Source organism: Salinimonas sediminis, from assembly GCF_003429285.1.
Classification (GTDB): Bacteria; Pseudomonadota; Gammaproteobacteria; order Enterobacterales; family Alteromonadaceae; genus Alteromonas; species Alteromonas indica.
Map to the genome: position 1 here is coordinate 573,733 of NZ_CP031769.1, position 21,576 is coordinate 595,308.

20 protein-coding genes and 1 pseudogene are annotated in these 21,576 nt (G+C 49.5%); 9 read left to right on the forward strand and 12 right to left on the reverse strand.

Annotated elements, in window-relative coordinates; genetic code table 11:
* Positions 1–58 precede the first annotated feature (58 nt).
* Both D0Y50_RS02610 and D0Y50_RS02615 read right to left on the reverse strand, forming a co-directional pair.
* Positions 59–655, reverse strand: coding sequence for a peptidylprolyl isomerase (locus D0Y50_RS02610; RefSeq protein ID WP_117315338.1), 597 nt, complete (start codon positions 653–655; stop codon positions 59–61).
* 14 nt (positions 656–669) lie between these two features.
* Positions 670–1,863, reverse strand: coding sequence for a methyltransferase (locus D0Y50_RS02615; protein WP_117315341.1), 1,194 nt, complete (start codon positions 1,861–1,863; stop codon positions 670–672).
* A 44-nt stretch (positions 1,864–1,907) separates the two neighbouring features.
* Here D0Y50_RS02615 and D0Y50_RS02620 point away from each other — a divergent pair, with 44 nt between their 5' ends.
* Complete coding sequence (locus tag D0Y50_RS02620) at positions 1,908–2,537, forward strand: alpha-ketoglutarate-dependent dioxygenase AlkB family protein (RefSeq protein WP_117315343.1); 630 nt, start codon at positions 1,908–1,910, stop codon at positions 2,535–2,537.
* Positions 2,538–2,559: 22 nt separating this feature from the next.
* A complete protein-coding gene (locus tag D0Y50_RS02625; protein WP_108565526.1) occupies positions 2,560–2,877 on the forward strand; it encodes a BolA family protein in 318 nt (105 codons plus the stop codon).
* A gap of 20 nt (positions 2,878–2,897) precedes the next feature.
* On the opposite strand, the gene D0Y50_RS02630 is transcribed toward D0Y50_RS02625, so the two are convergent.
* Positions 2,898–3,830 carry an AEC family transporter gene (locus D0Y50_RS02630; RefSeq protein ID WP_108565525.1) on the reverse strand — a complete coding sequence of 311 codons (933 nt, stop codon included), beginning with the start codon at positions 3,828–3,830 and terminating at the stop codon, positions 2,898–2,900.
* A gap of 223 nt (positions 3,831–4,053) precedes the next feature.
* Here D0Y50_RS02630 and D0Y50_RS02635 point away from each other — a divergent pair, with 223 nt between their 5' ends.
* Positions 4,054–4,710, forward strand: coding sequence for a phosphatase PAP2 family protein (locus tag D0Y50_RS02635; RefSeq protein ID WP_117315346.1), 657 nt, complete (start codon positions 4,054–4,056; stop codon positions 4,708–4,710).
* A gap of 36 nt (positions 4,711–4,746) precedes the next feature.
* Here the strand turns inward: D0Y50_RS02635 and D0Y50_RS02640 are convergent, their stop codons facing one another.
* Positions 4,747–5,004: a hypothetical protein gene (locus tag D0Y50_RS02640; RefSeq protein WP_117315349.1), complete on the reverse strand. Its 258-nt coding sequence runs from the start codon at positions 5,002–5,004 to the stop codon at positions 4,747–4,749.
* A 58-nt stretch (positions 5,005–5,062) separates the two neighbouring features.
* The gene (locus tag D0Y50_RS02645) at positions 5,063–5,368 is read right to left on the reverse strand and encodes a hypothetical protein (RefSeq protein ID WP_117315351.1); all 306 of its coding nucleotides are present in this window, start codon (positions 5,366–5,368) and stop codon (positions 5,063–5,065) included.
* Positions 5,369–5,661: 293 nt separating this feature from the next.
* On the opposite strand from D0Y50_RS02645, the gene D0Y50_RS02650 reads away from it, so the two are divergent.
* From D0Y50_RS02650 to D0Y50_RS02670, 5 genes are all read left to right on the forward strand, one after another.
* Entirely contained in the window at positions 5,662–7,227 is a 1,566-nt protein-coding gene (locus tag D0Y50_RS02650) for a SulP family inorganic anion transporter (RefSeq protein WP_108565521.1), read from the forward strand.
* A 302-nt stretch (positions 7,228–7,529) separates the two neighbouring features.
* Complete coding sequence (locus D0Y50_RS02655; RefSeq protein ID WP_108565520.1) at positions 7,530–8,519, forward strand: glycosyl transferase family protein; 990 nt, start codon at positions 7,530–7,532, stop codon at positions 8,517–8,519.
* An 81-nt stretch (positions 8,520–8,600) separates the two neighbouring features.
* Positions 8,601–9,482 (forward strand): aldo/keto reductase, encoded by an 882-nt coding sequence (locus tag D0Y50_RS02660; RefSeq protein WP_117315354.1) that lies wholly within the window; start codon positions 8,601–8,603, stop codon positions 9,480–9,482.
* A gap of 566 nt (positions 9,483–10,048) precedes the next feature.
* On the forward strand, positions 10,049–12,178 hold the full coding sequence (locus tag D0Y50_RS02665; RefSeq protein WP_117315357.1) for a TonB-dependent siderophore receptor: 2,130 nt from the start codon (positions 10,049–10,051) through the stop codon (positions 12,176–12,178).
* Positions 12,179–12,211: 33 nt separating this feature from the next.
* Complete coding sequence (locus D0Y50_RS02670) at positions 12,212–13,378, forward strand: PepSY-associated TM helix domain-containing protein (RefSeq protein WP_117315359.1); 1,167 nt, start codon at positions 12,212–12,214, stop codon at positions 13,376–13,378.
* 185 nt (positions 13,379–13,563) lie between these two features.
* Here D0Y50_RS02670 and D0Y50_RS02675 read toward each other — a convergent pair whose 3' ends face one another.
* Positions 13,564–14,844 carry a permease gene (locus tag D0Y50_RS02675; RefSeq protein ID WP_108565517.1) on the reverse strand — a complete coding sequence of 427 codons (1,281 nt, stop codon included), beginning with the start codon at positions 14,842–14,844 and terminating at the stop codon, positions 13,564–13,566.
* Positions 14,845–15,077: 233 nt separating this feature from the next.
* Complete coding sequence (locus tag D0Y50_RS02680; RefSeq protein WP_117315360.1) at positions 15,078–15,974, reverse strand: 5'-methylthioadenosine/S-adenosylhomocysteine nucleosidase; 897 nt, start codon at positions 15,972–15,974, stop codon at positions 15,078–15,080.
* 233 nt (positions 15,975–16,207) lie between these two features.
* Here D0Y50_RS02680 and D0Y50_RS19990 point away from each other — a divergent pair, with 233 nt between their 5' ends.
* Positions 16,208–16,723 (forward strand): TonB-dependent receptor plug domain-containing protein, encoded by a 516-nt coding sequence (locus D0Y50_RS19990; RefSeq protein ID WP_408640675.1) that lies wholly within the window; start codon positions 16,208–16,210, stop codon positions 16,721–16,723.
* A gap of 24 nt (positions 16,724–16,747) precedes the next feature.
* Here D0Y50_RS19990 and D0Y50_RS02690 read toward each other — a convergent pair.
* The 5 genes and pseudogenes from D0Y50_RS02690 to D0Y50_RS02710 form a co-directional block, all read right to left on the reverse strand.
* Positions 16,748–17,335, reverse strand: a pseudogene (locus D0Y50_RS02690) (HD domain-containing protein).
* 100 nt (positions 17,336–17,435) lie between these two features.
* Positions 17,436–18,062, reverse strand: coding sequence for a thiol:disulfide interchange protein DsbA/DsbL (locus D0Y50_RS02695; protein ID WP_108565513.1), 627 nt, complete (start codon positions 18,060–18,062; stop codon positions 17,436–17,438).
* 123 nt (positions 18,063–18,185) lie between these two features.
* Positions 18,186–19,202, reverse strand: coding sequence for an LLM class flavin-dependent oxidoreductase (locus tag D0Y50_RS02700; RefSeq protein WP_117315363.1), 1,017 nt, complete (start codon positions 19,200–19,202; stop codon positions 18,186–18,188).
* Positions 19,203–19,380: 178 nt separating this feature from the next.
* The gene (locus D0Y50_RS02705; RefSeq protein ID WP_108565511.1) at positions 19,381–19,758 is read right to left on the reverse strand and encodes a hypothetical protein; all 378 of its coding nucleotides are present in this window, start codon (positions 19,756–19,758) and stop codon (positions 19,381–19,383) included.
* 304 nt (positions 19,759–20,062) lie between these two features.
* On the reverse strand, positions 20,063–21,541 hold the full coding sequence (locus D0Y50_RS02710) for a GGDEF domain-containing protein (protein ID WP_117315365.1): 1,479 nt from the start codon (positions 21,539–21,541) through the stop codon (positions 20,063–20,065).
* Between the last annotated feature and the right edge of the window lie 35 nt (positions 21,542–21,576).

The window sequence follows — 21,576 nt, forward strand, 5'->3', positions numbered from 1 at the left end:
TATCGTGACCGGCTGTTTCGCCTGCCGCCTGCGCCGAAAATGTCAGCCTAAAAACTGCTTAAGTGGCTGGTAGTACTGTGGCTTGTTCCAGCAGAATTGGCTCAATCGGGCTACTGGGCTCTCGAAGGCGTAGCTGATACTCCGTTTCCACTTCCATCATTTTATCGACCACTTCTTCACCTTCTACCACCATTCCAAATACGGCGTAGCCCCACTCTTTACCTGGGTCCAAAGAGGGGTTGTCGTTCACATTGAAGAAAAACTGACGGGTAGCGGAATGAGGCTCATTCTGGCGAGCCATCGCCACGGTATATAATTTGTTTTTCATGCCATTGCCCGACTCATTGAAAATTTCCGGGTAACTGGGTTTTTCCTCAAAGTCTTTGTTGTACCCGCCGCCTTGTACAACGAAACCAGGTACTACCCGGTGAAACAGGGTACCGTCGTAGCCCCGTTTAGAAACATAGCGTAAAAAATTATTGGTGGTAATAGGAGCCCGGCGCCGATCCAGTTCAATAATAATATCGCCCATCGTGGTCACCAGTTTTACTCGGGGATAAAAGTTTTCAGGCTGCACATTTGACCCATCGTCTTTATCTTTAGCCACGACACTGGTGGTGGCCAATACCAGAATAAACAGTAAATACCGAAACATACTTGCTCCCTTGATTAACGCTTAGCTGCACTCAAAATAACGAATTTTCGATTACTTGCAAGTACCTTCACACCCCCAAATAAACGCTTTAACTGTACGTGGTATCCTAGATGCCGGTTTGCCACCACAATAAGATGCCCGCCACGGCGTAAAATGTCACGGCTGTCGTGAAACATTTGCCAGGCGATATGGTCAGTTACCGCATTTTGCTGATGAAACGGCGGATTACACAATACTTTATCCTGACTGGCTTGCTGGCCCTGGGCGAGCAAAGATTCCAGGCAATTACTGGCAATAAACCGACATTGGTTGAGTGCGTCAGGAAAGTTGTCTAGCACATTCTCCCGAGCACTTTGCAACGCCATAAACGATTCATCCACAAAGGTTACCTGAGAGTGGGGGGCCATGGCCAAAGCATTTAAACCCAGTACGCCATTGCCGCAGCCCAAATCAATAACCTGTTCCTGGTTCGTCACATGCATATGTTCAAGCAGCAAACGCGCGCCGATATCCACCGAGCCACGTGAAAAGACATTCGCATGATTGGCTATTTGCAGATCTATACCTGTACTGGCACGTTGGCGCCATACTGTTGGGTAAGGGGAGCTGCCCGCGTTATCCATTACCGTCTGCGCTGGCGTACAAAAAATTAAGCGTGATTTCTTTTGGGCCAGCGAGGTTGTGGTAGGGCCAAGATACTTTTCAAATAATGCCAGGACAGTGCGGGTGACCGCCTTGGTTTTCGCCGCGGCCACCACCTGGGTGGATGGAGTAACACGATGCCGCAGCTGGGCCAGTTGTTCTTCAAGCAGTGCCAGGGTGCGGGGAATTTTAAATATCACCAACCCCGGTGCCTCCGGCAGGCTGGTTAGATCGCCCGACGCGGTTACCGGGGCACAGACCTGCCCAAGGGGGCCGATACTCACTGCAATATTGTTGGCCTCAAGATTAGCCGCCAGCGAACAATGGGCTATCCAGGAATCGCTGTACCAGTAGGGCTGCCGATCAGCAAACCAGGTACCCAGTGCACCGAAATCGTCATTGAATATGCTACACTGGCCCTCAGATAAGACGTGGTTGGGGCTGCTGAGATGATCAATAATCAGCTCGTCTGCACTGTCCCATGCTTGTAACGATTTATGTTGGTGTTTGGCTGGATAGCGAATTAAAGTTAACTGGCGATCCTGATAAGAAAAACAGGTATTCATAACGCATTTATCATCTTTTGAAATTCATTTGTAAGGGGGCGCGTATGCAGTTTGGGTTATTTGATAACGAACACGCCCATGCTGGCGCGCGCGATCTGGCACTGCCCGGGGCTGCGGTCAGTTATCAGCCAGGCTGGTTGTCAGCTGACAATGCTACAGCGATAGCTACCCGTTTAAAGTCACAATTACAGTGGCATCAGGATACCATTAAACTGTTTGGCAAGCTGGTAAAAATTCCTCGTTTACAAGTGTGGTACGGCGATACGAATACAGTGTACAGTTACTCGGGCCTGACTTTATCACCGCATCCCTGGCAACATGATTTAAAGGTTTTACGCGACACGTTACAAGCGCATACCGGGGGACACTTTAACAGTGTATTAGCAAACTGGTATCGAGATGGCAAAGATAGTATGGGGCTACATAGTGATGATGAGCCCGAACTAGGACCTCAGCCACTGATTGCCTCGGTTACATTAGGCCAGCCGCGGCCCTTTGCCTTTGTTAACAAGCAAACTAAAGCCCGCACCACTATTGTACTTGAGCACGGTAGTTTGCTATTGATGCAAGGCGATACACAGCGGTTGTATCAACATGGTATCAATAAAACCACTCGCCAGGTTGGTGAGCGCATTAATCTTACATTCCGCTACGTGTACCCTTATTCAGCGTAGCCTGCAACATGGTTAAATAACGATGACACAAATAAAAGAGTTTATTGAAACAACCCTTAACGAACATCTTGCGCCGGTATACCTGAAGGTATTGGATGAAAGCCATATGCATAACGTACCGCCGGGCGCGCAAAGTCACTTCAACGTTACCGTGGTATCCACGCAATTTGAGTCACAGCGCCTGATTGCCCGTCATCGTACGGTTAATGCCTTGCTTAAAGAGGCCCTTGATGGTCCGGTGCACGCCCTGGCCTTGCATACTTATACACCAACGCAATGGCAGGAACGCGGTGGCGATATTGTAGCCTCACCACAATGTTTGGGTGGGAGTAAAGCGTAATAGAGCAGGCTGGACCCGAGTTACAACAGTGCATTGGCTGACAGCAGACTAAACGCCAGGGCGGTGACCGGTAACGACAACAGGGTAGTCAGGGCGATAATACTGGCGGCCAGACGGGGATCACCGCCTAAGTTACGCGCCATCACATAGCTGGCTGCGGCGGTGGGCGCAATACTCAGTAGCAGCACAATGCCCAGCGCCATACCGGTAAAACCCGCCCAGTATGCCAGCCCTACCAGCACCAGTGGATAAAGCAGGCACTTACTCACTGTGGCAATGCCAATATTCACTTTATCGACGCCAAACGAGCGAAACTGGAGCGATGCGCCGGTACATATAAGCGCCAGCGGCAGGGTGAGTTGAGCGAAGTATCCCCCGGTAGCCTGTAAAAAGTCAGGCAGGGCGATATGAAAATACGAAAATGGCAGGGCGGCCAGAATAGCCAGAATCAGGGGGTTGGTGGTTATGCCCAGAATATGCTGGGTGAGGGAGCGCTGCACATCCTGATAAAAATTAAGCACAAATACTGACAGCACATTATATAAAATCGTCACACAGCCAAGATATACCGAGGCGGCGGCCAATCCTTCGTTACCATAAGTATTGGCGCAATAGGCCAGTCCAATAATGCCCATATTGGCGCGAAAACCGCCTTGCACTACCACTCCCCTGGCATTCTTAGGCGTTACGGTAGCATGGCAAAATGCCATTAACAGGGCAAAATAAAGCAAGGTTCCGCCCAATCCTACCAGTATCAGCTTGCCATTTGCCGCCTGCGCAAAGTCGGCTTCGGCGATGGATAAAAACAATAAAGCGGGCAGGGCCAGGTTGAAGACTAATTTTGAACCTGCCTCGATAAACTGCTCATTTAACAAGCCCCGCCTAAACAGGTAATAGCCCATTAAAAGCAGGATAAGCACTGGGCCAAGTGTATTTGTTATAAATCCGTACATAAAATGCGATATGCCTGCAAAAGGAAAGAAAACGGCTTTGTTGGTTAATCCGCAATGGTATCAGAAACCCACCCTGGCAGCAGCGATAAACTGGCTCAGCGCACGCTCTGAGTGACTGTATATTAACAGCATTTTGCTGAAAATAGGTCATCAGGTAAACTTCCTGTGAGCAACAGGAGTACTGATAACTATTCATTCAGTTTTGTTTCATGCAGCAGGTATTATGCGCCATACATTACAACCCGTAACCTTATCTATCGTCGCTGCTGTGGCATTAGCTGTATTCGCAGGGCTGGCCTGGTGGGTTATCTACACGCCCGTTCCCGGCTTGGACGAAGCGATTATCAAAGGCTTACGCCACGCCAATGATTTAGCCGATCCTATCGGCCCGGGCTGGCTGGAAGAAGGTATGCGCGATATTACCGCGTTGGGAAGTAACTGGGCGCTATTATATTTAAGCGCCATTAGCGCGGCGTGGCTGGCCATTACCGGGCGCGGCAAAATGGCGATACAACTGGGCGTAGGCATTTTGGCAGCATTGGCCGTTACTTTTGCATTAAAACATGGGTTCACCCGGCCCCGGCCAGATCTGGTCGGTCACGGCACACGGGTCTTTACCAGTAGCTTTCCGTCGGCCCATGCCATGATGTCGTTCATTACGTACTTTACTTTGGCGGTGATTATTATCAGGTTAAGTAATAAACCGGATATTCGTGGCCTGGTATTTGGGTTGGCAGCGCTTACTACCCTGCTTATTGGTTTTAGCCGGATATACCTAGGTGTCCACTGGCCGACCGATATATTATCCGGGTGGGCCGCCGGATTGGTATGGGTGGCCGTATGGACACAACTGACCCGGCCGGCAAAGCAGATGCAATAAGCTGAATGACTACGCAGGTGAAGCGGGTGCTGTGGCTTATTCTTTAATACAATGTTCAGCCAGCCATTCTGGCCAGCGGGTTAAATGCACCGCATACCCGCTTAGCCCTAAATACAGCAGACTCAAAAGCAGGCCAGGCAGCACACCCACCGCCAGAATATTAAGCAGGCCAGTTAAAGTAATAAAGCAAAACGCTGCCATTACCGCCTCAGTAGCATTACTTAATGCATGGCGGCGAACCACACATAATGCGGCAAGCAAAGCGCTAACCAAACTATAAAGAAGCCAGAGCATAGCACCCCCAACCAAAGTAAGGGATTACTGTAACCTATCTATTGAATGAAAACAATTCTCATTTGTGTTTGGTTTGGGGGTGGCGTACCGTGCGTAAAAACCAACCTACAAAAATTGAAATTAGAAAACCAAAGAAAGAGACCAGTGCGGTAACTACCAGTAATGAGCCCATAATATCTGCTTCTTCACCGGTTTCTTCGCTAACTAAAAACCCCGATGCCTGAAAAATGAATAAGGCTGCCACAGAAAGCAATAAGATAGTGGCGGTGGAGGTCAGCGTGGCGCGCCAAAATGCATGTGGTGCACTCCAATGTATAACCCCCGCTACTAAAACAGATAGGCCGGTGAGTAAATAAGGTACCAAGTGAAACCCCCTTTTGGTGGCGTAAATTATAGTGATAGTAAATAAACGGTGGGGCCAGACCTATTAAAGACATTGCCCTTTTAGCATATTTGCGAAAACGCTAGTTTGCCCGTGCCGAACAGCCGTTGCAATAACCTCGCCACTGTCGATATAAAATTGTGCTGAAGTCATTCAGCAGGGGGTTAAAATTATGCCTGAACCGTCGCGCTTTTAACATTCTATTAAAGGACTTTAGTTACGCATGGTGATAGAATCGCCGCCCGTTTTTTAACCAACACACCAATTGGAAACACATGTTTGACCTGATCACCAATAAAGACAGCAACGTGAAAAACGACGTACTGTCAGGGATTACTGTTGCATTAGCTTTGGTCCCCGAAGCGGTAGCCTTCGCTTTTGTCGCCGGTGTAGAGCCGATGATAGGCCTCTACGCAGCCTTTATGATGGGCTTGATAACCTCGGCAATTGGCGGCCGCCCCGGCATGATCTCAGGGGCAACCGGGGCAATGGCCGTGGTGATGGTAGCGTTGGTGGCTCAACACGGTGTGCAATACCTGTTTGCGGCAGTGGTTCTGGCCGGTCTATTGCAAATACTGTGTGGTGTGTTCAGGCTGGGTAAATTTATCCGGCTGGTGCCATACCCGGTAATGCTGGGCTTTGTAAATGGGTTGGCTATCGTTATATTTTTAGCCCAGCTAGGGCAGTTTAAAGTGCTTAACAGTGTTGGCGAATGGCAGTGGATGCAGGGCTCTATGCTTTACGTCATGCTAGGGCTGGTAGCGTTAACCATGGCTATCATTTATTTGTTACCTAAATTAACCAAAGCTGTGCCGGCATCATTGGTGGCCATTATTGTGGTTACCGCACTGGTGCATATGCTGAACCTGGAAGCGCGTACTGTAATTGATTTTGTACGGGATTTATTACCCGCCGAGCAACAGGCTACCGCGACATTGGCCGGCGAGTTGCCAAGCTTTGCTGTGCCTATGGTGCCCTTTAATATGGACACCTTAATGATCATTCTACCTACTTCAATAATTCTGTGTCTGGTTGGCCTGATTGAGTCGTTACTGACCCTATCGCTTATTGATGAAATGACCGATACCCGGGGCCGCGGTAACAAAGAGTGCGTAGGACAGGGTGTCGCAAATACGGTCAATGGCTTCTTTGGCGGTATGGGCGGGTGCGCAATGATTGGGCAAAGTATGATTAACATTAATTCCGGCGGACGTGGGCGCTTATCGGGCATCACCGCTGCGCTGGTGCTACTGGCTTTCATCTTATTTGCTGCGCCTTTGATTGAAATGATACCGCTGGCGGCCCTGGTGGGCGTTATGTTCGTGGTAGTTATTGCTACCTTTGAATGGGCTTCATTCAGAATTGTACGTGGGGTAAACAAGGAAGATGCGTTTGTATTGTTCCTGGTAACCGGCGTTACGGTTATAGCTGATCTCGCGATTGCGGTAGTAGTTGGGGTTATTGTGTCAGCGCTGGTCTTTGCCTGGAAACATGCGCGTCATATTGAGATTAAAACGCATATCGATAACGACGGCTGGAAAGTCTATGAATTGGATGGTCCATTGTTCTTCGGATCTATCACCCATTTTAAAGACCAATTCGACATCGCCAACGATCCGCAGGATGTAGTGATTGATTTTAATAACAGCCGAATCTGGGACTCCTCAGGCATTGATGCGCTGGATGGGTTGGCAGATAAATACGAACAGCAGGGTAAAAAACTGCATATTCGGCATATTAGCAGTGATTGCCGGGCGTTACTGAAAAAAGCCAACAAGTTTGTTGAAATCAATGTAGTGGAAGACCCTCGCTATAAAGTAGCTTCAGACCAGTTAGGCTAACTGCTTGCCCGTATCGGCACAAAGCCCGGCCCGCCGGTGTTGCTGAGGGCCGGTAGATTATCTGAAAAAGCCCCTGCGCCTTCGTGCCAGCGGGCTTTTTTGCGTTATAGGCTAGTCGTCCGGCCCCCTGAAGCTTGCCGGCAATCGGTTGATTAAGCCACTGTCCGGGCCTGACTTATCGGCACCAGGGGTCGTTTAAACCGGTACCGCATCACCTCAACCCGCGCCAGTGCGGTTGCACCTTTGCTAGGGGCAAGGGCAGTGGTAAAGTAACGTTATCCACCCCAAGCAAATAAGAAACTATGTCAGCGGCATTTAGCGAATACATCAAAATAATCGGCAAAGGCCAGAAGGGCAGTCGGAGTCTGACCAGGGATGAAGCCTTTACTGCCATGCAGATGGTGCTGGACGGCGACGTCACGGGCGAGCAGCGCGGCGCATTTTTAATGTTGCTGCGCACGCGCGAAGAAACGCCAGACGAAATTATTGGCTTTCTGGATGCCTGCCGCGCCCGGGTGAATACCGTAGTACGCGCCTTGCCGGTAGTGGTGGATATTGGCTGTTATGCTGGAAAGCGGCGCCAGTTACCCTGGTATTTGCTGGCAGCGGCCTGCCTGGCAGGACAAGGCACTAAGGTTTTTATGCATGGCGCCCATGAGCCTGGTTCGGGCCGTTTGTATGCCAGCCTGGCGTTGCCAGCGCTTGGTTTGGCCCCGGTTACCAATGTGCAGGATGCCAGCCGCCAGTTACAGCAACAACATGCTACTTATCTGGATTTGTCGCATGTGTTGCCGCCGCTAAACGAGATTATCAAATTACGTGAGGTATTTGGCTTACGTTCGTGCGCTAACACCTTGGGGCGGTTACTTAACCCCAGTGCTGCGCCGTGCAGTATTCAGGGCGTCTTTCATACCCACCTTGATGATAAACACGGAAAGGTTAATCAAGCATATACTCAATATGCAGCATTGTGTTTTCGTGGAGATGGTGGCGACCCAGAAATTAACAGTGAACGTGAAACTACCTTATTTATTACCCGGGATGGGCTGACCAGCACGGCGGTAGTGCCTGCCAGCGACAGCGGTTGGGCATTAAAAGATAAGCAGATGGATGTAGCCGATATGCTGGCATACTGGCGCGGTGATAGCACGCACAAATACGCTGCACAAGCAGTTATAGCAACGCTGGCGAGCTATATAATGCTAATCGAAAACTGTGACTATACCCATGCCTGCGCGCGCGCTACAGACATGTGGCAGAACAGAAAAAAACATACATTGCCTTTTGCTTAAGTCTATCTGAAGCTGATCTCTTCCTTCGGTTTTGCGCTATTTACATGGTAGCAGTCTGGTTTATGTTATCAGGAGAACACCATGCAAAATATTCAGTTATCAGACGGTCGGGCGATACCCCAGATTGGCTTTGGTACCGCCGCTATCGGAGAAATGCACCAGGATGATGGCTTTGTCAAAGAAACCATTTTAAAAGCCATTGATGCCGGTTACCGACATATAGATACGGCGGCATTTTACGGTAATGAACGCAGCGTAGGTAAAGCCATCGCAGAGTCGGGTATGGCGCGGGATCAGTTCTTTATCACCACCAAAGTGTGGGATACGCAACAAGGTTATCAACCTACTTTACGGGCGATGGAACAAAGCCTGGAACGTTTGCAAATGGACTATGCCGACCTGTATCTGGTGCATTGGCCGTATCCAGAAAAAACCCGGCCTACCTGGCAGGCAATGGAAAAGCTTCACGCTGAAGGGCTAGCCAAATCGTTAGGCCTATCGAATTTTCGCAAACAGGATATTCAGCAATTAATGGACTTTGCCGAGATCAAACCGGTATACAACCAGCTTGAATTACATCCTTATCTAACCCAAAAACAGTTGGTGGAATACTGCGAAAGCAAAGGGATAGTTGTGTCGTGCTGGTCTCCTCTGGGCACAGGTTCATGGAGTGGTGTAGAGAAGTCAGAAAAACCCATCGCTGATAGTGTCATTACTGCGTTGGCCGAAAAATACCAGGTATCGGCAGGCCAGATAATTCTAAAATGGGATGTTGAGCAAGGCCGTATTGCCATTCCAAAATCCGAAAGCGATGAAAATATTGCGGCGAATTTAGCGCTGGATGGTTTTTCTTTAACGGATGAGGAGTTAACCCAGATTGACCAGCTAAATCAGGACAAACGCTACGGCGGCGATCCAGATAATGCGTGGCAGGATAACCTCAATAGTCCCGTCCCGGAATAGTCTTTATCCACGCTTCACCCCGTGAATGGGTGCTATGTGAAACCCTTGGTATCGCGTAGCTGAATGCTAGCCTGGCACGGTCGGGCTAGCACCATTGGCCCATATGCCACTTTCCTCGTGTGGGTTAAAGTAGCTTACCAAAACAGCAAATAAAGCCCCAAAAGGTCATGTTATCAGGGCAAAAGGGGCAAGCTTGCTGCCCGTTACAGCCGTATATCGGGCCTGCAATAACCAGGCTATCTAGCACCGGCAGTGATATTAGCCGATTCAGGGAGAACGGTTTTGCTGGATTAGCCCCTGCCACTGGCCGAACCTGCCGGGGGTAGCAGCTTACTAGCCCAGGCGAATACCCTCTGCGGCATTGCTGTGCAGCATTGAGGCAGAATGAGCATTATGGGTTGGTTCGCCCGCCCTTCTGACGGAATACTTCGCGTCTCTTTACCCACATAAATAAAAAACTATATATCAGCAGATTTTTCGCGTTCCTACTACTTTAGTTATAAAGAACCTTGCAATTACATCCGTAAATGATAATAATTCGCGTTTTCATTTATACGGATTTTTTTATGTACTCCCGACCTTATATTGCTTACGCGACATTACCGCTCTCGTTGTGTGCTGGGTTTTCCGTTTATGCGCAACAGCCAGAACCTGCTATTGAAAATATCCAGGTATTGGGTCGGGCGCAACAGTACTATCTTGATACCAGCACGCGGGTAGGAACAAAAACCGACGCCGACGTTATGCAGATACCGTTATCAGTACAGGTCTTATCCCGTCAGCTGATTAATGATCAGGCGGCGCGGGATATTACCGACATGTACCGTTCTATTGCGGGGGTCAGTGAATTTAGCTATTCAGGCATTACCTTTAGGGGGTTCCGTGATGACGGCAATGTTTTTTACGATGGTGTGCGTGGCGATCCGTTTTCCGGCTTTGGCGTGCCCCAGTTATTCAATGTTGAACGGGTAGAGGTGTTAAAAGGCCCCGCCGCATCATTGTATGGCGGTGGGGAGCCTGGCGGAATGATTAACTATGTCTCTCGCAAACCGGCTTTTACCGACCAGCAGGAAGTTAAGCTAACGGTGGGTAATTATAGCCTGGGCGGTGCCTCGTTTGACTCAACTGGGTCGCTAAGCGATACCCTGGCATATCGCTTCGGCGCGTTTTATGAAGCACAGGATTCCTTTCGCTATAACGCCGATGCCGAGAACATTGAGTTGGCCGGGGGCCTAACCTACCTGATTAGCGATAACACCACGCTAACCACCACCTATGATTTCATCAAGCAAAATTTAGGCGGCAACCGTTTGCGCGGCGTGCCGGTGGATGACGAGGGCAACTTTTTGGTAAGCCGTCGCTACAATGCCAATGAAGCAGGAGATTTCCAGAATCTTGAAGCGCTGGTATTGCAGGCGAACGTAGTGCATCACTTTACGGATAGCCTGAAAGTTAACACCACACTTCGCTACTTAAATAATGAGCGAGAGCAGGCCTATCATGAGTCGCGGGAATGGGTAGATGTTAACCTTGACGGGGTGGCGGATATCAATGACCAAACCATCAAGCGGGAATACCGGGCGCAATACCGGGCCAATGACGAAGTCAGTCTGACCGTTGATTTCACGTATGATTTTGTTTTGGCGGGTCTCCAGCACAATCTGCTATTTGGCGGAGATATGCATGATGTCGATACTGACTATGATTACTACCGGGCGCGCTATGAAGCAGACGGGGTGGCTAACTTAAATATTTTTTCGTTGAATTATGGGCTGACTGACCCGGCAACCTATAACCTGACTAATCAAAACCGTGATGGCCTGACGCGAACCCGTTCCAGTTTGTATGTGCAAGATACGCTGGCGCTGGCCCCGCAATGGTCATTAATGATAGGAGCGCGGTGGGATTACTTTGACGAACAGAGTAAAGAAAATAGCGGAGCGTACACTGACAGTAACGTTTCCCCGCGGGTGGGTTTAAGTTATTTTGCCAGCGCTGACAGTACGGTGTATATCAACCACTCGCAAAGTTTTAATCCGGTGGACACCCAGGATCAGGAAGTGGCCGGAATTGTCTCGTTAGCGCCGGAAACAGGGGATCAGATTGAACTGGGCATCAAACAATCTTGGCTAGATGGCGCCCTTATGACAACCCTGGCTTATTATCAGATAGACAAAGAAAACCTGGTAATGGCGAATCCGGCGTTTATAGATGGCGAAAACAATGCTAGTGAACCAGCCCTGATTAACTTTGGCAAAGTTGAGAGTGAAGGGGCAGAATTTACGTTGGTTGGGGACCTTACTGCGGCCCTGAGTGTTACCGCAAACTATGCCTACAACGAGACGGTAGTGGCAGAAGGCGATGCAGGAAATACTTTTGGCGTGGGGGAACGATTTGCCAACGCACCTAAACATCAGGCTGGTATCTGGACACGCTATGCTTTTTCAAGCCTTCACTCAGCCGTGGCGCTTGGCGCCGATTACGTTACTGAACAGCGCAGTCTGGACAACCAGAAAGTAAAAAGCTACGTGGTATGGGATGCCAGCTGGACCACCCAATGGCAGCAGTGGACACTGCAATTGAACATCAAAAATTTGTTTGATAAGCATTATGCGGTTAGCGGATTTAGCCGTCGTAACGGCCATTTCCCCGGCGAACCACGCGAAGTCGTGGCCGAAGCCTCGTACCGGTTTTAGTCGTTCAGGATGACTCGAAAGCAATGATCCAGCGTGCATCGTATCGCCGGGTTTTACCTGGCGATACTGCTTTGCTTTGTATTGGTTACCGGCACGCTGGCAGTGGTTTCTCATGAGCTCGATTATCTGACCAACCCAGCGATGCGTGCACAATCCACTAACAACCCGGTTAATTGGTCCCAAACGTATAGGGTCGTGAACCGATATATTCCGGCTGGTCATCGTATCCTTCAGCTTCATCAGCCTGAACATAATGGTTTTGCCATTGAAGCGTTGGTAATCAATACACAGGGCCAGCGCTACCGGGTGTATGTTGATCCGGTTAGCTATGATGCTACCGGGACGGGGCGGTGGATGAACTGGCAAAACAGTTTGCGTCGTTTGCATCGCCACCTGATGTTACCGCTGGGGCTGGGGGTTACACTGGTAAGTAGCCTGGCGGTATTGCTTCTGGCAAGTTTGCTCAGTGGCTGGGTACTGGTACCCAATTGGAAAAAGGTATTATGGCAATGGCCCCGCCGCAAGAATAGTCGGCTGTTCTGGGCCGACATACACAAGCTCAGCGGCGCCTGGTCTAGCTGGCTTATTGTCGTTATTGGCCTTACCGGATTATGGTATTTGGTTGAGCAGAACGGTTTAAAAGCCAGCTACGCTCCGGCGCCGGTTGCGCGCTGGTCAGCTGCTGACTGGGCGCAGAGTAAAGAGGCGCTGGTTGCACAGATTACCCAGGCTGAAGCCGCTATTGCGCTGCAGCGCCCCGGCTTTACTCCTACCGCATGGTATTTACCTAATGAAGCTGGCGATGCCCTACGCATAGATGGCAGACAGGAAGGTATTCTGGTCAGAGACAGAGCGAACAGTATTACTATTGACCCGCTGACCGGGCAATGGCTTACGCAGCGTTTTGCATACCAGCTTAATCTGCATCACCGTATCAGCGAGGCGGCAGATCCTCTCCATTTTGGTACCTGGGGCGGCTACCCTACTAAGCTGCTTTATGTTGGCTTCGGGTTACTGCTTAGCAGCTTATGCCTCACTGGAACGTACCTATATGCACTGCGTTTTGTCCGGGTGCGCGATAAGCCCGCGCAATGGCATCTACTCAAAACCGGAGTTAAAAAAATGGGGGTATGGGGCGCCGTAAGTAGCGCCGGTATCGTAATGGCCGCGCTCTTATATTTGCAATTTATCGCTACATAGTCTGCGACCGTAAGCCAGGCGTAGGGCTACACACCATGGCATACGCTGCGTTAATGTGAATTGCTGGAAATAAATACAATGCTGGCCAGTATTGCCTGGTTAACCACCAGGGGCATACTGCAATGGGCCACCGCTTACACTAGCTTAGTCAGTGTCAGGCGGCCGCCTGTCTTGGCCGGGCTGGCTTAATAAAACAGGCTCAGCCCCAGCCCGGCCAGCAGCCAGCCAATACAAATAACTGTGATTAGCTGCTCGATACGCGCCTTCAAAGAGGGCGTGCTATCTTTTTGCTGGTGGCTGCTGTGTTGAGAGTCAGTGCCAGACTGATGCTCAGCGTGCCCGTGGCTATGCGCATGACCGCCCGTGTTCATGTGCTTCATTTGATACCAAAAATACACCAGAACCGCACTTATTCCGATAAACACCAGGTTTAGAAAAAAGCCTGAATCGAGCGCGAACATATCACGCTCGGTGATACTTTTGCCGGTGCTGGCTTGGGGCAGTAAGTCAAACATTGCTAACCCGTAATGCAATAATAATGCGGTAGCGACGAGGCTTATCAGCAGCAATGCTAAAATATACAAGGCCAGCTTCCAACCATAGTATCGGGCATTAATGCGTAATACCGGGAACACCACCAGATCAGAAAATATAAACGCCATTACCCCGGCAAAGCTCACACCATTATCAAACAGCACGGCCGCCAACGGTATATTCCCCATCGATCCGATAAAAGTAAAAAATGCTGCTACCGGCCCAATAACGCTTTGTAGCAGTACCTCATAAAAGGCGGGGTTGTCGTTGCCAGAACCCACAAACAGCGTTTCAAAAAACTGTGACGGCACAAACGCGGCTATCAAACCCGCTACGGTAAAACCAATCAATACATCGCGCCAGATCATTTGCCATTCCATGACATATTTCATACCCAGCTTTTGCCAGCCCTTTTGTGAGCTTAATAGCTGCTTGATAGACGGCGGGTTATCTTCATCGTTATTGTTGTTTTCATTCAGTTTTTCGCGAACCTGCTTAATTAATTGGGTGGGTCGGTAGACCGTCACCAGTAACCACACCAGTAAAATTAGTAATACGCCACCAATGTATTCCGCTACTACAAATTGCCAACCCAGAAAAATGGCGATGACAAAGCCCAATTCAATGACCAGGTTGGTTGAAGAAAGTAAAAACGCCATAGCCGGTACAAAGCCGGCCCCTTTGGCAAACAGGGTGCGGGTAGTGGCCAGGGCGGCAAAACTACAGGAGCTGGAAATAAACCCAAAGAAGGTGCCTAGGGAAATACTTTTTACTGAATCACCCTGCATCACCTGTTGCATCTGTTCTCGGGTGACCACTATCTGAATCAGGCTTGATACCAAATAGCCTAAGGCAAAAGCCCACAGGGCCATCCAAAAGAATCCGACACTGGTTAAGGCTGCGTTGGCCCATTGAGAAAGAAAGGGGGTCATGAGGCTTTTCCGAAGATGGTCACATTAAATACTTATAGCTACCATGCTAACCCCTCAGCGGTTCAAAAATACCTCAAATGAACACATCAAAGGGCGGCTATCAAGGGGAAATACCAAAGCCGTGGGCAAAAAAATACGGTGGACTGCCCCGGTGGCGATACACCATGGGGCTACTTTGCAAGGCGGCAACTACCTCGATGTTATGCAATGACCCTGCAAGGGTCTATGGGACGCTATCCGGCGTGGGTCTCATTGTCCTTAAGACGGCGGATATAAGCTTCCACCACCACTTTAACAAACTGCTGGCAGGCTTTGGCTGTGGTCGGGTCGTACTTACCGTGATTAGTAATATTGTTTGATAGAATACGTATAGCTAAAAAGGGAACACCATAGGCGTGGGCAATTTGCGCAGCCGAAGCACTTTCCATTTCCTCTACGCTGGTACCCAGGTGCTGGTGTAGCCAGGCAATTCGATCCAATTCATTGTTCCAAAAATTACCGCTACCAATAGTGCCTTTTACCACTTTGCCGGAGGAATGTTTTTGTTGTAACGACATCGCCAGGCTAATCAGTTCTTTATCGCCTTCATAGTATCTTAACTTCTGTGCTTCAGCGGCACTATCACCTTCGCCAGCGCTGCCCTGGGAGGCCATCAGGTCCATCGGAATCCAGTCCAGGGGCTTTGAACCCGCGCCCGCTTCCCGGTGTGGTGTCTTGAAGTTACTGGCATTCACGCTGCGGCTTCCCAACACAATATCGCCCACCGCGAGAGCCGGATCATGGCCACCGGAGGTTCCCTGGTTAATAATTATTCTGGGGTGGTAAAGACTAATGCCAATGGCGGTCGCCGCTGCGGTATTTTCCAAACCTTTGCCGGTTTTCACTACCACCACCGGATAACCGTTCAGGTACCCTGAGTAAAACACCGCATTGCCGGCACTGTACTGTTCAACATTGTCCAAAAGTGCAGCGAAATACTCGGCTTCTATGGGCATAGGCCCTTGAATCATTATCGGGGACTGGGGCGGCTTAGCTCCTGCCACAGTAACCTGCTTCATGGCTGTGTTGGCCAGTACAGTGGTACATGTACACAACAGTAAGAAGGTGAACAGGCGGATAGTTATGTTCATGGGGGATCTCGGTTTGGCGGGCAGACAAACTAGGCCCGATGCGAAGGTAAGTTATATTTATCAGGTAGGCCGCCACATTACAAATTTTTACACCGCATTCGCCAAAGCGCTACTAACCTACTGAACTATTAATAAAAAATAACTCCTTTTAAGGTTAATGAAATGTAATTTAATATCATCAAGTTGATGGTTTCGTATGCGATACATCAATAACGACAGGTAGGTAATGCCTTTTGACAGACGAACGCTCAACGTTAATATTAATCAGTGGGGGTGGCTGCCTGACGGGTTTATCCGCCATGACGCGGGATAAAACCCTGCACAAGGTCCTCTACAACGCGGCGGCGTCTGTGGCAAATCACGATGAAGCTGCCCGCCGAGATTCGGCTACAGAGCGTACTCAGGTTACCTGCGAGGACCACCAGCACAATGGGTCGTTTGTCTTCTCATCCCTAAGTTGGATGGGCGGTGACGACCTTGTCGGAAGACCAATGCTGCGTACCGGTGAAATGCTTGAATTTATCCCTGGTATGATGCTCAACCAGCATAGTGATTCAGGTAAAGCCAACCAGTATTTTCTGCGCGGGTTGACTCTGGACCCTGGTACCGATTTTGCGGTTGAAGTGGATGGAATGCCCGTAAACACGCGTAATCATCGGCAAGGGCAAGGGCAGGGTTACGATCAGCTTGAAGTATTAGGGTTAGCCTTTATGATTGGGGGCGCCCGGTCGGCGCCCCCAATAGCGTAGCGTAGGCTGGCAGTACACTGTAGATTATTCGGTTAGCCAGCCGTTGTCTACCGCCACATCCAACTGTTCATTAACGTACTGCCATAGCGCCGGCGCGCAGGTTTTCAGGTATTCATTGCGGCTTACAATCTGGGCTTTAGTCACCCCGTGACGGGCCCAGCTGCCCCCTTCATTTTGCATATTCTGAAATACCGGTAATACTCTGTCCATCGCTTTGGCAAAGCGCGCATCAGCGGTTTCGGCCGCCTAAAACACTAACCATAAAGTCAGGTAATGCTGGCCACTGTCTTCAGGCAGCAAGCCAAAAATTCGTTTAGCTGCGGCCAGCTCTTTTAATTCCTGCTCGGCATGGTCAACCTGTTCGGCAAAGGCAAATAAATCACCGGCGTCAATTTCAACCAGATCATGGATTAAAATCATGACCACGACGCGAGAAATATCTACGGGCTGTTCCGCATACTCTGCCAGCATTAGGGCCATTAACGCTACATGCCAGCTATGTTCTGCACTATTTTCCTGGCGATTTTCATCATGGGGTAACCGCAGTTGGCGTTTTACGGCTTTTAGCTTGTCTATTTCGTGAATAAACGCGGCCTGAGGAATTGAGCTCATAATAATCCTGCTTGAATAGGTAAGGAATGAGATGCCTGCGGCATCAAATAAAAAAACGCGCCATAAAGGCGCGTTTTACTAAACCATAATAACGGGCTGTTTAGTCTTTATTACTCAACCAGACAATCAGATCAACAATATCGTCTTTTGACATGTCAGAAGTGAATTGCGCCTGATAACGGCCATTTACAATAAAGTTAGGCACACCACGCACATACTGGCGGAACTGGTCTAATTCTTTATTATTCTTCTTCAGCATGTTGTTCACGCCAAAGCTGGTAGCCATTTTGTCGAACTCAGCTTTATCAACGCCGTTTACCACAAAAATATTGCGTAAATCTTCCAGGCCGGTCACGCTGGCACGTTGCTTATGAATGTAGTCAAAGATAGCGCCGTTCAGGGCATCTTCTTGTTTGATTGCACGGGCGATCATCATCGCTCGCGTGGCATCGTCCTGAATTTCAGTAGAAGTGAAGCCCATAAAGTTCACGTGTATTTTGTTGAACTGTGTGTCTTTACTCATTTTGCTTTTGATGTCTTTTACCAAAGACTCGAACTGATAACAGTGCGGGCACCAAAAAGAAAAGAATTCAGTAATGACAGGTTTATCCGTTGCCGGTTCATCCAACACCGTATAGTGCGTACCTTCTTCCCATTTTGCATCAGCCGCGCAGGCCTGCAGCGGTACCAGTAAAGCCATAACCAATAACAGCGCAAATTTTTTCATGCATTACTTTCCTCTAAACGTAATTGAGCAAAAGGTTACCACAGCAAATTACGTTCGCCTAGCTAACAGGTTAATCTGCCATTAACCGCCGTTTAATAACGCAAGGTTAATGGCAGCCATTCCTTACAACCAGTCCGGGTCGGCTTTAACATTGACCATTTGGCCCACCTGAGAAATCGCTTTTAAGCACTTTTGCTCATCGCTAATGGGAAAGGATAAAATTATCTCATCCACGCCACTGGCTTCAGCAAAATCACTTAGTTGTTGCTCTACAGCCTCGGGGGTACCCACCGCTGCGTAGCGTAAAGTACTATTAATTGCGCTAACCTCGTGTTCACTCAGCACACTGTATATATCGTTCACCGGTGCCGGCATAGGCGCATTTACACCGCGGCGTAAATTAGCAAACTGTTGTTGTACAGAGGTAAACAAATATTGGGCTTCTTCAGGGGTTTGCCCCACTACGACCATTACCCCTGCGCTAACGTAAGGCTGGCTGCGCTGCTGTGATGCTTTAAAGTTTATTTGGTATAGCCGTATCGCATCGTGTAGCGCGTCGGGGGCAAAATGTGAGGCAAACGAATAGGGTAAACCCATCTTACCCGCCAACTGAGCTGAATACAGGCTTGAGCCAAGTAACCACAAGGGTACTTTGCTGCCTTCACCTGGCACCGCGATAACCGGCATATCCTCGGTGGCATCACCCAGGTAAGTTTGCAATTGGGCAACGTCTGCCGGGTAATCTTCTACCGCACCTTGCAGATTACGGCGTAGCGCTCGTGCGGTAGCCATATCAGTGCCTGGCGCGCGGCCTAACCCCAGATCTATCCGATTGGGGTACATAGCTGCCAGAGTGCCGAACTGTTCTGCAATAACCAGCGGAGCATGGTTGGGTAACATAATACCACCCGAGCCAATTCGGATGTTTCGGGTTACCGAGCCTATACCCGCTAGCATTACAGCTGTCGCCGCACTGGCTACGCCACGCATGCCGTGATGCTCTGCCAGCCACACTCGCTGGTAACCCGTTTCTTCCGCGAGACGGGCAATAGTCTGGCTTTTTAATATAGCATCGCGAACAGTATTGTCCTGCCCGACATGGGCAAGGTCGAGAATAGAAAATGGGATACGTCGGGACATGTTAAGCTCCGCTAATAACGAGTGTAGACGGCCTTAGATAAGGATAGAGCAGGTATTCACAAGCTGTGTGTGGGGGTAATTACGCTAAATGCGACAAATCGCGCGACCAGTCGCACTTAGTTGATACAACGTAAATAGCGTTCAGATAAACGGCGTAGCGCAACAGGGCTAGTAGCCGTTAACTACAAGCCTGTAACGAAGCAGGTTGTATTCTGGCTTCAAGCTGCGCGGTGTAGGGGGTTTGCGTACTGGCAATGTCGTAACGGGTTAATCCTACATACTGCCATAGGCCATGCTCTTTGCGAAACGTATGTACAGACAAGTGCACCGTCTGTTCAAGTTCGATAAGCACATCACCATCAGTATCAATGTAGCAGTACGCAGGGGTGCCATCGCGTAAGGTGACTTTCATGTAGCCTTCATCGCTGACGGTACTGATTTCCTGTACCTGCAATGAAAAGCGTTCACAAAATTGCGAAATTACGGTGGTCACTTCATTATTCAGAAGCACCGGGCCAGCGGATAATTTTTCTATACGAGCAAGTAACCGTTTCAAAGGCAAAACCTCCAGGCAAGGTCGGGTGTGAACGTTAATTCAGGCTTCCACCAGAGGCGACAAAACAATGGGTGAATACTGCTACACCTGCGCCAAGGCAGGATGGGAATAACGCTCTGAAGTTGTGTACACCTTACCACAGCGGGGACATTTTATATATGGCGCTATCTATGACTGAGGCCCCGTTTAGGCTCGTGCTTCGCGCTTCAGGCCAGAGCTGCAAAGCCCTGTGCCTGAGTTTAACGGTCGATAGTTTTTATAGATTATTTCAATCTATAAATAGGCATATACTTGCATAAGCAAGTTATACCGTACAACAGGCTTCGGTTGAGGCATAACTGGCCTGGTTACGCCCCGACGACTTGGCGTGGTACAAGGCATCGTCGGCCCGTTTTATCAATGCTCTTATTGAATCCTGGGCGGGTAAATGGGCGCTGGCACAACCCAGACTTACAGTAACGGTCGGGGCAATCGAAGAGGTATCAAAGGGGATCGCCAGCAGATCAATCGTGCGCAGCAACTGCTTAGCCAGTCCCCGGCAGGCTTGTTCGCTGTGCCCGGCTAAAATAACCGCAAATTCTTCTCCGCCGTAACGCGCCGCCAACCCTTCATGTAACCGCGCTTCAGTATCTATGGCCCGGGCAATCTTGCGTAATGCGGTATCGCCGCTTAAATGGCCGTAGCTGTCATTGTACAATTTGAAAAAATCGACATCGATAATGATCAAGCTAACCAGCCGGTTTTGCTGCTCGGCGTTGGTCCATTCCCTTGTCAGGGTTTCATCAAACCGCCGGCGATTCGCAATCCCCGTAAGGCCATCTAAATTAACCTGTTTTTCCAGCGCCTGGTTGGCCTGAATTAACTCTTTTTGCAGCAGAAGCAGGGACCGGCGGTTGTTCACGTTTAACAGAGTTTCACTGACCATTTCACCGATTAATTTTAAATAGCGAATTTCGTAATGTTGCCAGCGGTGAGGGCCGGTTAATATATCGCAACCAATAAAGCCAAATAAATCGTCGTTCAGGTACACCGCTACACACAGCATGGCGCGAATGCCTTCGCGGGTGAACTCCCGTTGTTCTAAATGCGCCTGCGAAGGCATATGTTGCACATCGTTGACCTGAAATACCCGGTTAGCCTTAATGACAGCATCAAAGTATGGCAATGCGCTCATAGGCATCTGCTGCAGCTCATCTTTGTATGGCCTAACGTTGGCCGCCACCCATTCATGGGTATTGTCCATACTGCTTTTGTCGGCTGAAAAGCGAAACAGGTAACACCGATCGGCGTTAAAAAACTGACCAAAGGAACCCAGACTTTTTTCAATCAGGGAATCGACTTTGTCGTGGCGGGCATTTATCAGCTGGGTAGAGATAGACGATAACAGCATACTGAAGGCCAAATGGCTGGCTAAAGACCGGTTAACCGGGCGCTGCCCGATATCATGGATATCTTCAATACTGATGTGAATCACCAGATAAGCCTGTCCGCTATCGTCTTGCAGGTGGCGGCTATGTAACAAACACCGGTAGCGCTTTTGCCGGGTATGGATACTTACCCGCTGGCACAGTTCGCCCGCCTCTTCAGCCACTAATAGTGGTGAGCGGGCAAAAGGCGCTCCGGTAACCACATCAAAATAGGCGTAGTCGTCAATGCTATCGTGTTCAGACAGCGCAAATTGCCGGATAAACTCCTGGGACACGCTAAACCGAGCAGCGCCGCTGAGTTTATACATTAAGCATACGGGAAGCTGCTGTAAAATCGCCGCATAGTGCTGTTTCATAATAAGTGTGCAAATCCCTCTTGCTGGCAACCAAT

Excerpts from the sequence above, each read along its gene's own strand:
- D0Y50_RS02610 (WP_117315338.1), bottom strand. The coding sequence starts at position 655 with ATGTTTCGGTATTTACTGTTTATTCTGGTATTGGCCACCACCAGTGTC.
- D0Y50_RS02615 (WP_117315341.1), bottom strand. The coding sequence starts at position 1,863 with ATGAATACCTGTTTTTCTTATCAGGATCGCCAGTTAACTTTAATTCGC.
- D0Y50_RS02620 (WP_117315343.1), top strand. The coding sequence starts at position 1,908 with ATGCAGTTTGGGTTATTTGATAACGAACACGCCCATGCTGGCGCGCGC.
- D0Y50_RS02625 (WP_108565526.1), top strand. The coding sequence starts at position 2,560 with ATGACACAAATAAAAGAGTTTATTGAAACAACCCTTAACGAACATCTT.
- D0Y50_RS02630 (WP_108565525.1), bottom strand. The coding sequence starts at position 3,830 with ATGTACGGATTTATAACAAATACACTTGGCCCAGTGCTTATCCTGCTT.
- D0Y50_RS02635 (WP_117315346.1), top strand. The coding sequence starts at position 4,054 with ATGCGCCATACATTACAACCCGTAACCTTATCTATCGTCGCTGCTGTG.
- D0Y50_RS02640 (WP_117315349.1), bottom strand. The coding sequence starts at position 5,004 with ATGCTCTGGCTTCTTTATAGTTTGGTTAGCGCTTTGCTTGCCGCATTA.
- D0Y50_RS02650 (WP_108565521.1), top strand. The coding sequence starts at position 5,662 with ATGTTTGACCTGATCACCAATAAAGACAGCAACGTGAAAAACGACGTA.
- D0Y50_RS02655 (WP_108565520.1), top strand. The coding sequence starts at position 7,530 with ATGTCAGCGGCATTTAGCGAATACATCAAAATAATCGGCAAAGGCCAG.
- D0Y50_RS02660 (WP_117315354.1), top strand. The coding sequence starts at position 8,601 with ATGCAAAATATTCAGTTATCAGACGGTCGGGCGATACCCCAGATTGGC.
- D0Y50_RS02665 (WP_117315357.1), top strand. The coding sequence starts at position 10,049 with ATGTACTCCCGACCTTATATTGCTTACGCGACATTACCGCTCTCGTTG.
- D0Y50_RS02675 (WP_108565517.1), bottom strand. The coding sequence starts at position 14,844 with ATGACCCCCTTTCTTTCTCAATGGGCCAACGCAGCCTTAACCAGTGTC.
- D0Y50_RS02680 (WP_117315360.1), bottom strand. The coding sequence starts at position 15,974 with ATGAACATAACTATCCGCCTGTTCACCTTCTTACTGTTGTGTACATGT.
- D0Y50_RS02695 (WP_108565513.1), bottom strand. The coding sequence starts at position 18,062 with ATGAAAAAATTTGCGCTGTTATTGGTTATGGCTTTACTGGTACCGCTG.
- D0Y50_RS02700 (WP_117315363.1), bottom strand. The coding sequence starts at position 19,202 with ATGTCCCGACGTATCCCATTTTCTATTCTCGACCTTGCCCATGTCGGG.
- D0Y50_RS02710 (WP_117315365.1), bottom strand. The coding sequence starts at position 21,541 with ATGAAACAGCACTATGCGGCGATTTTACAGCAGCTTCCCGTATGCTTA.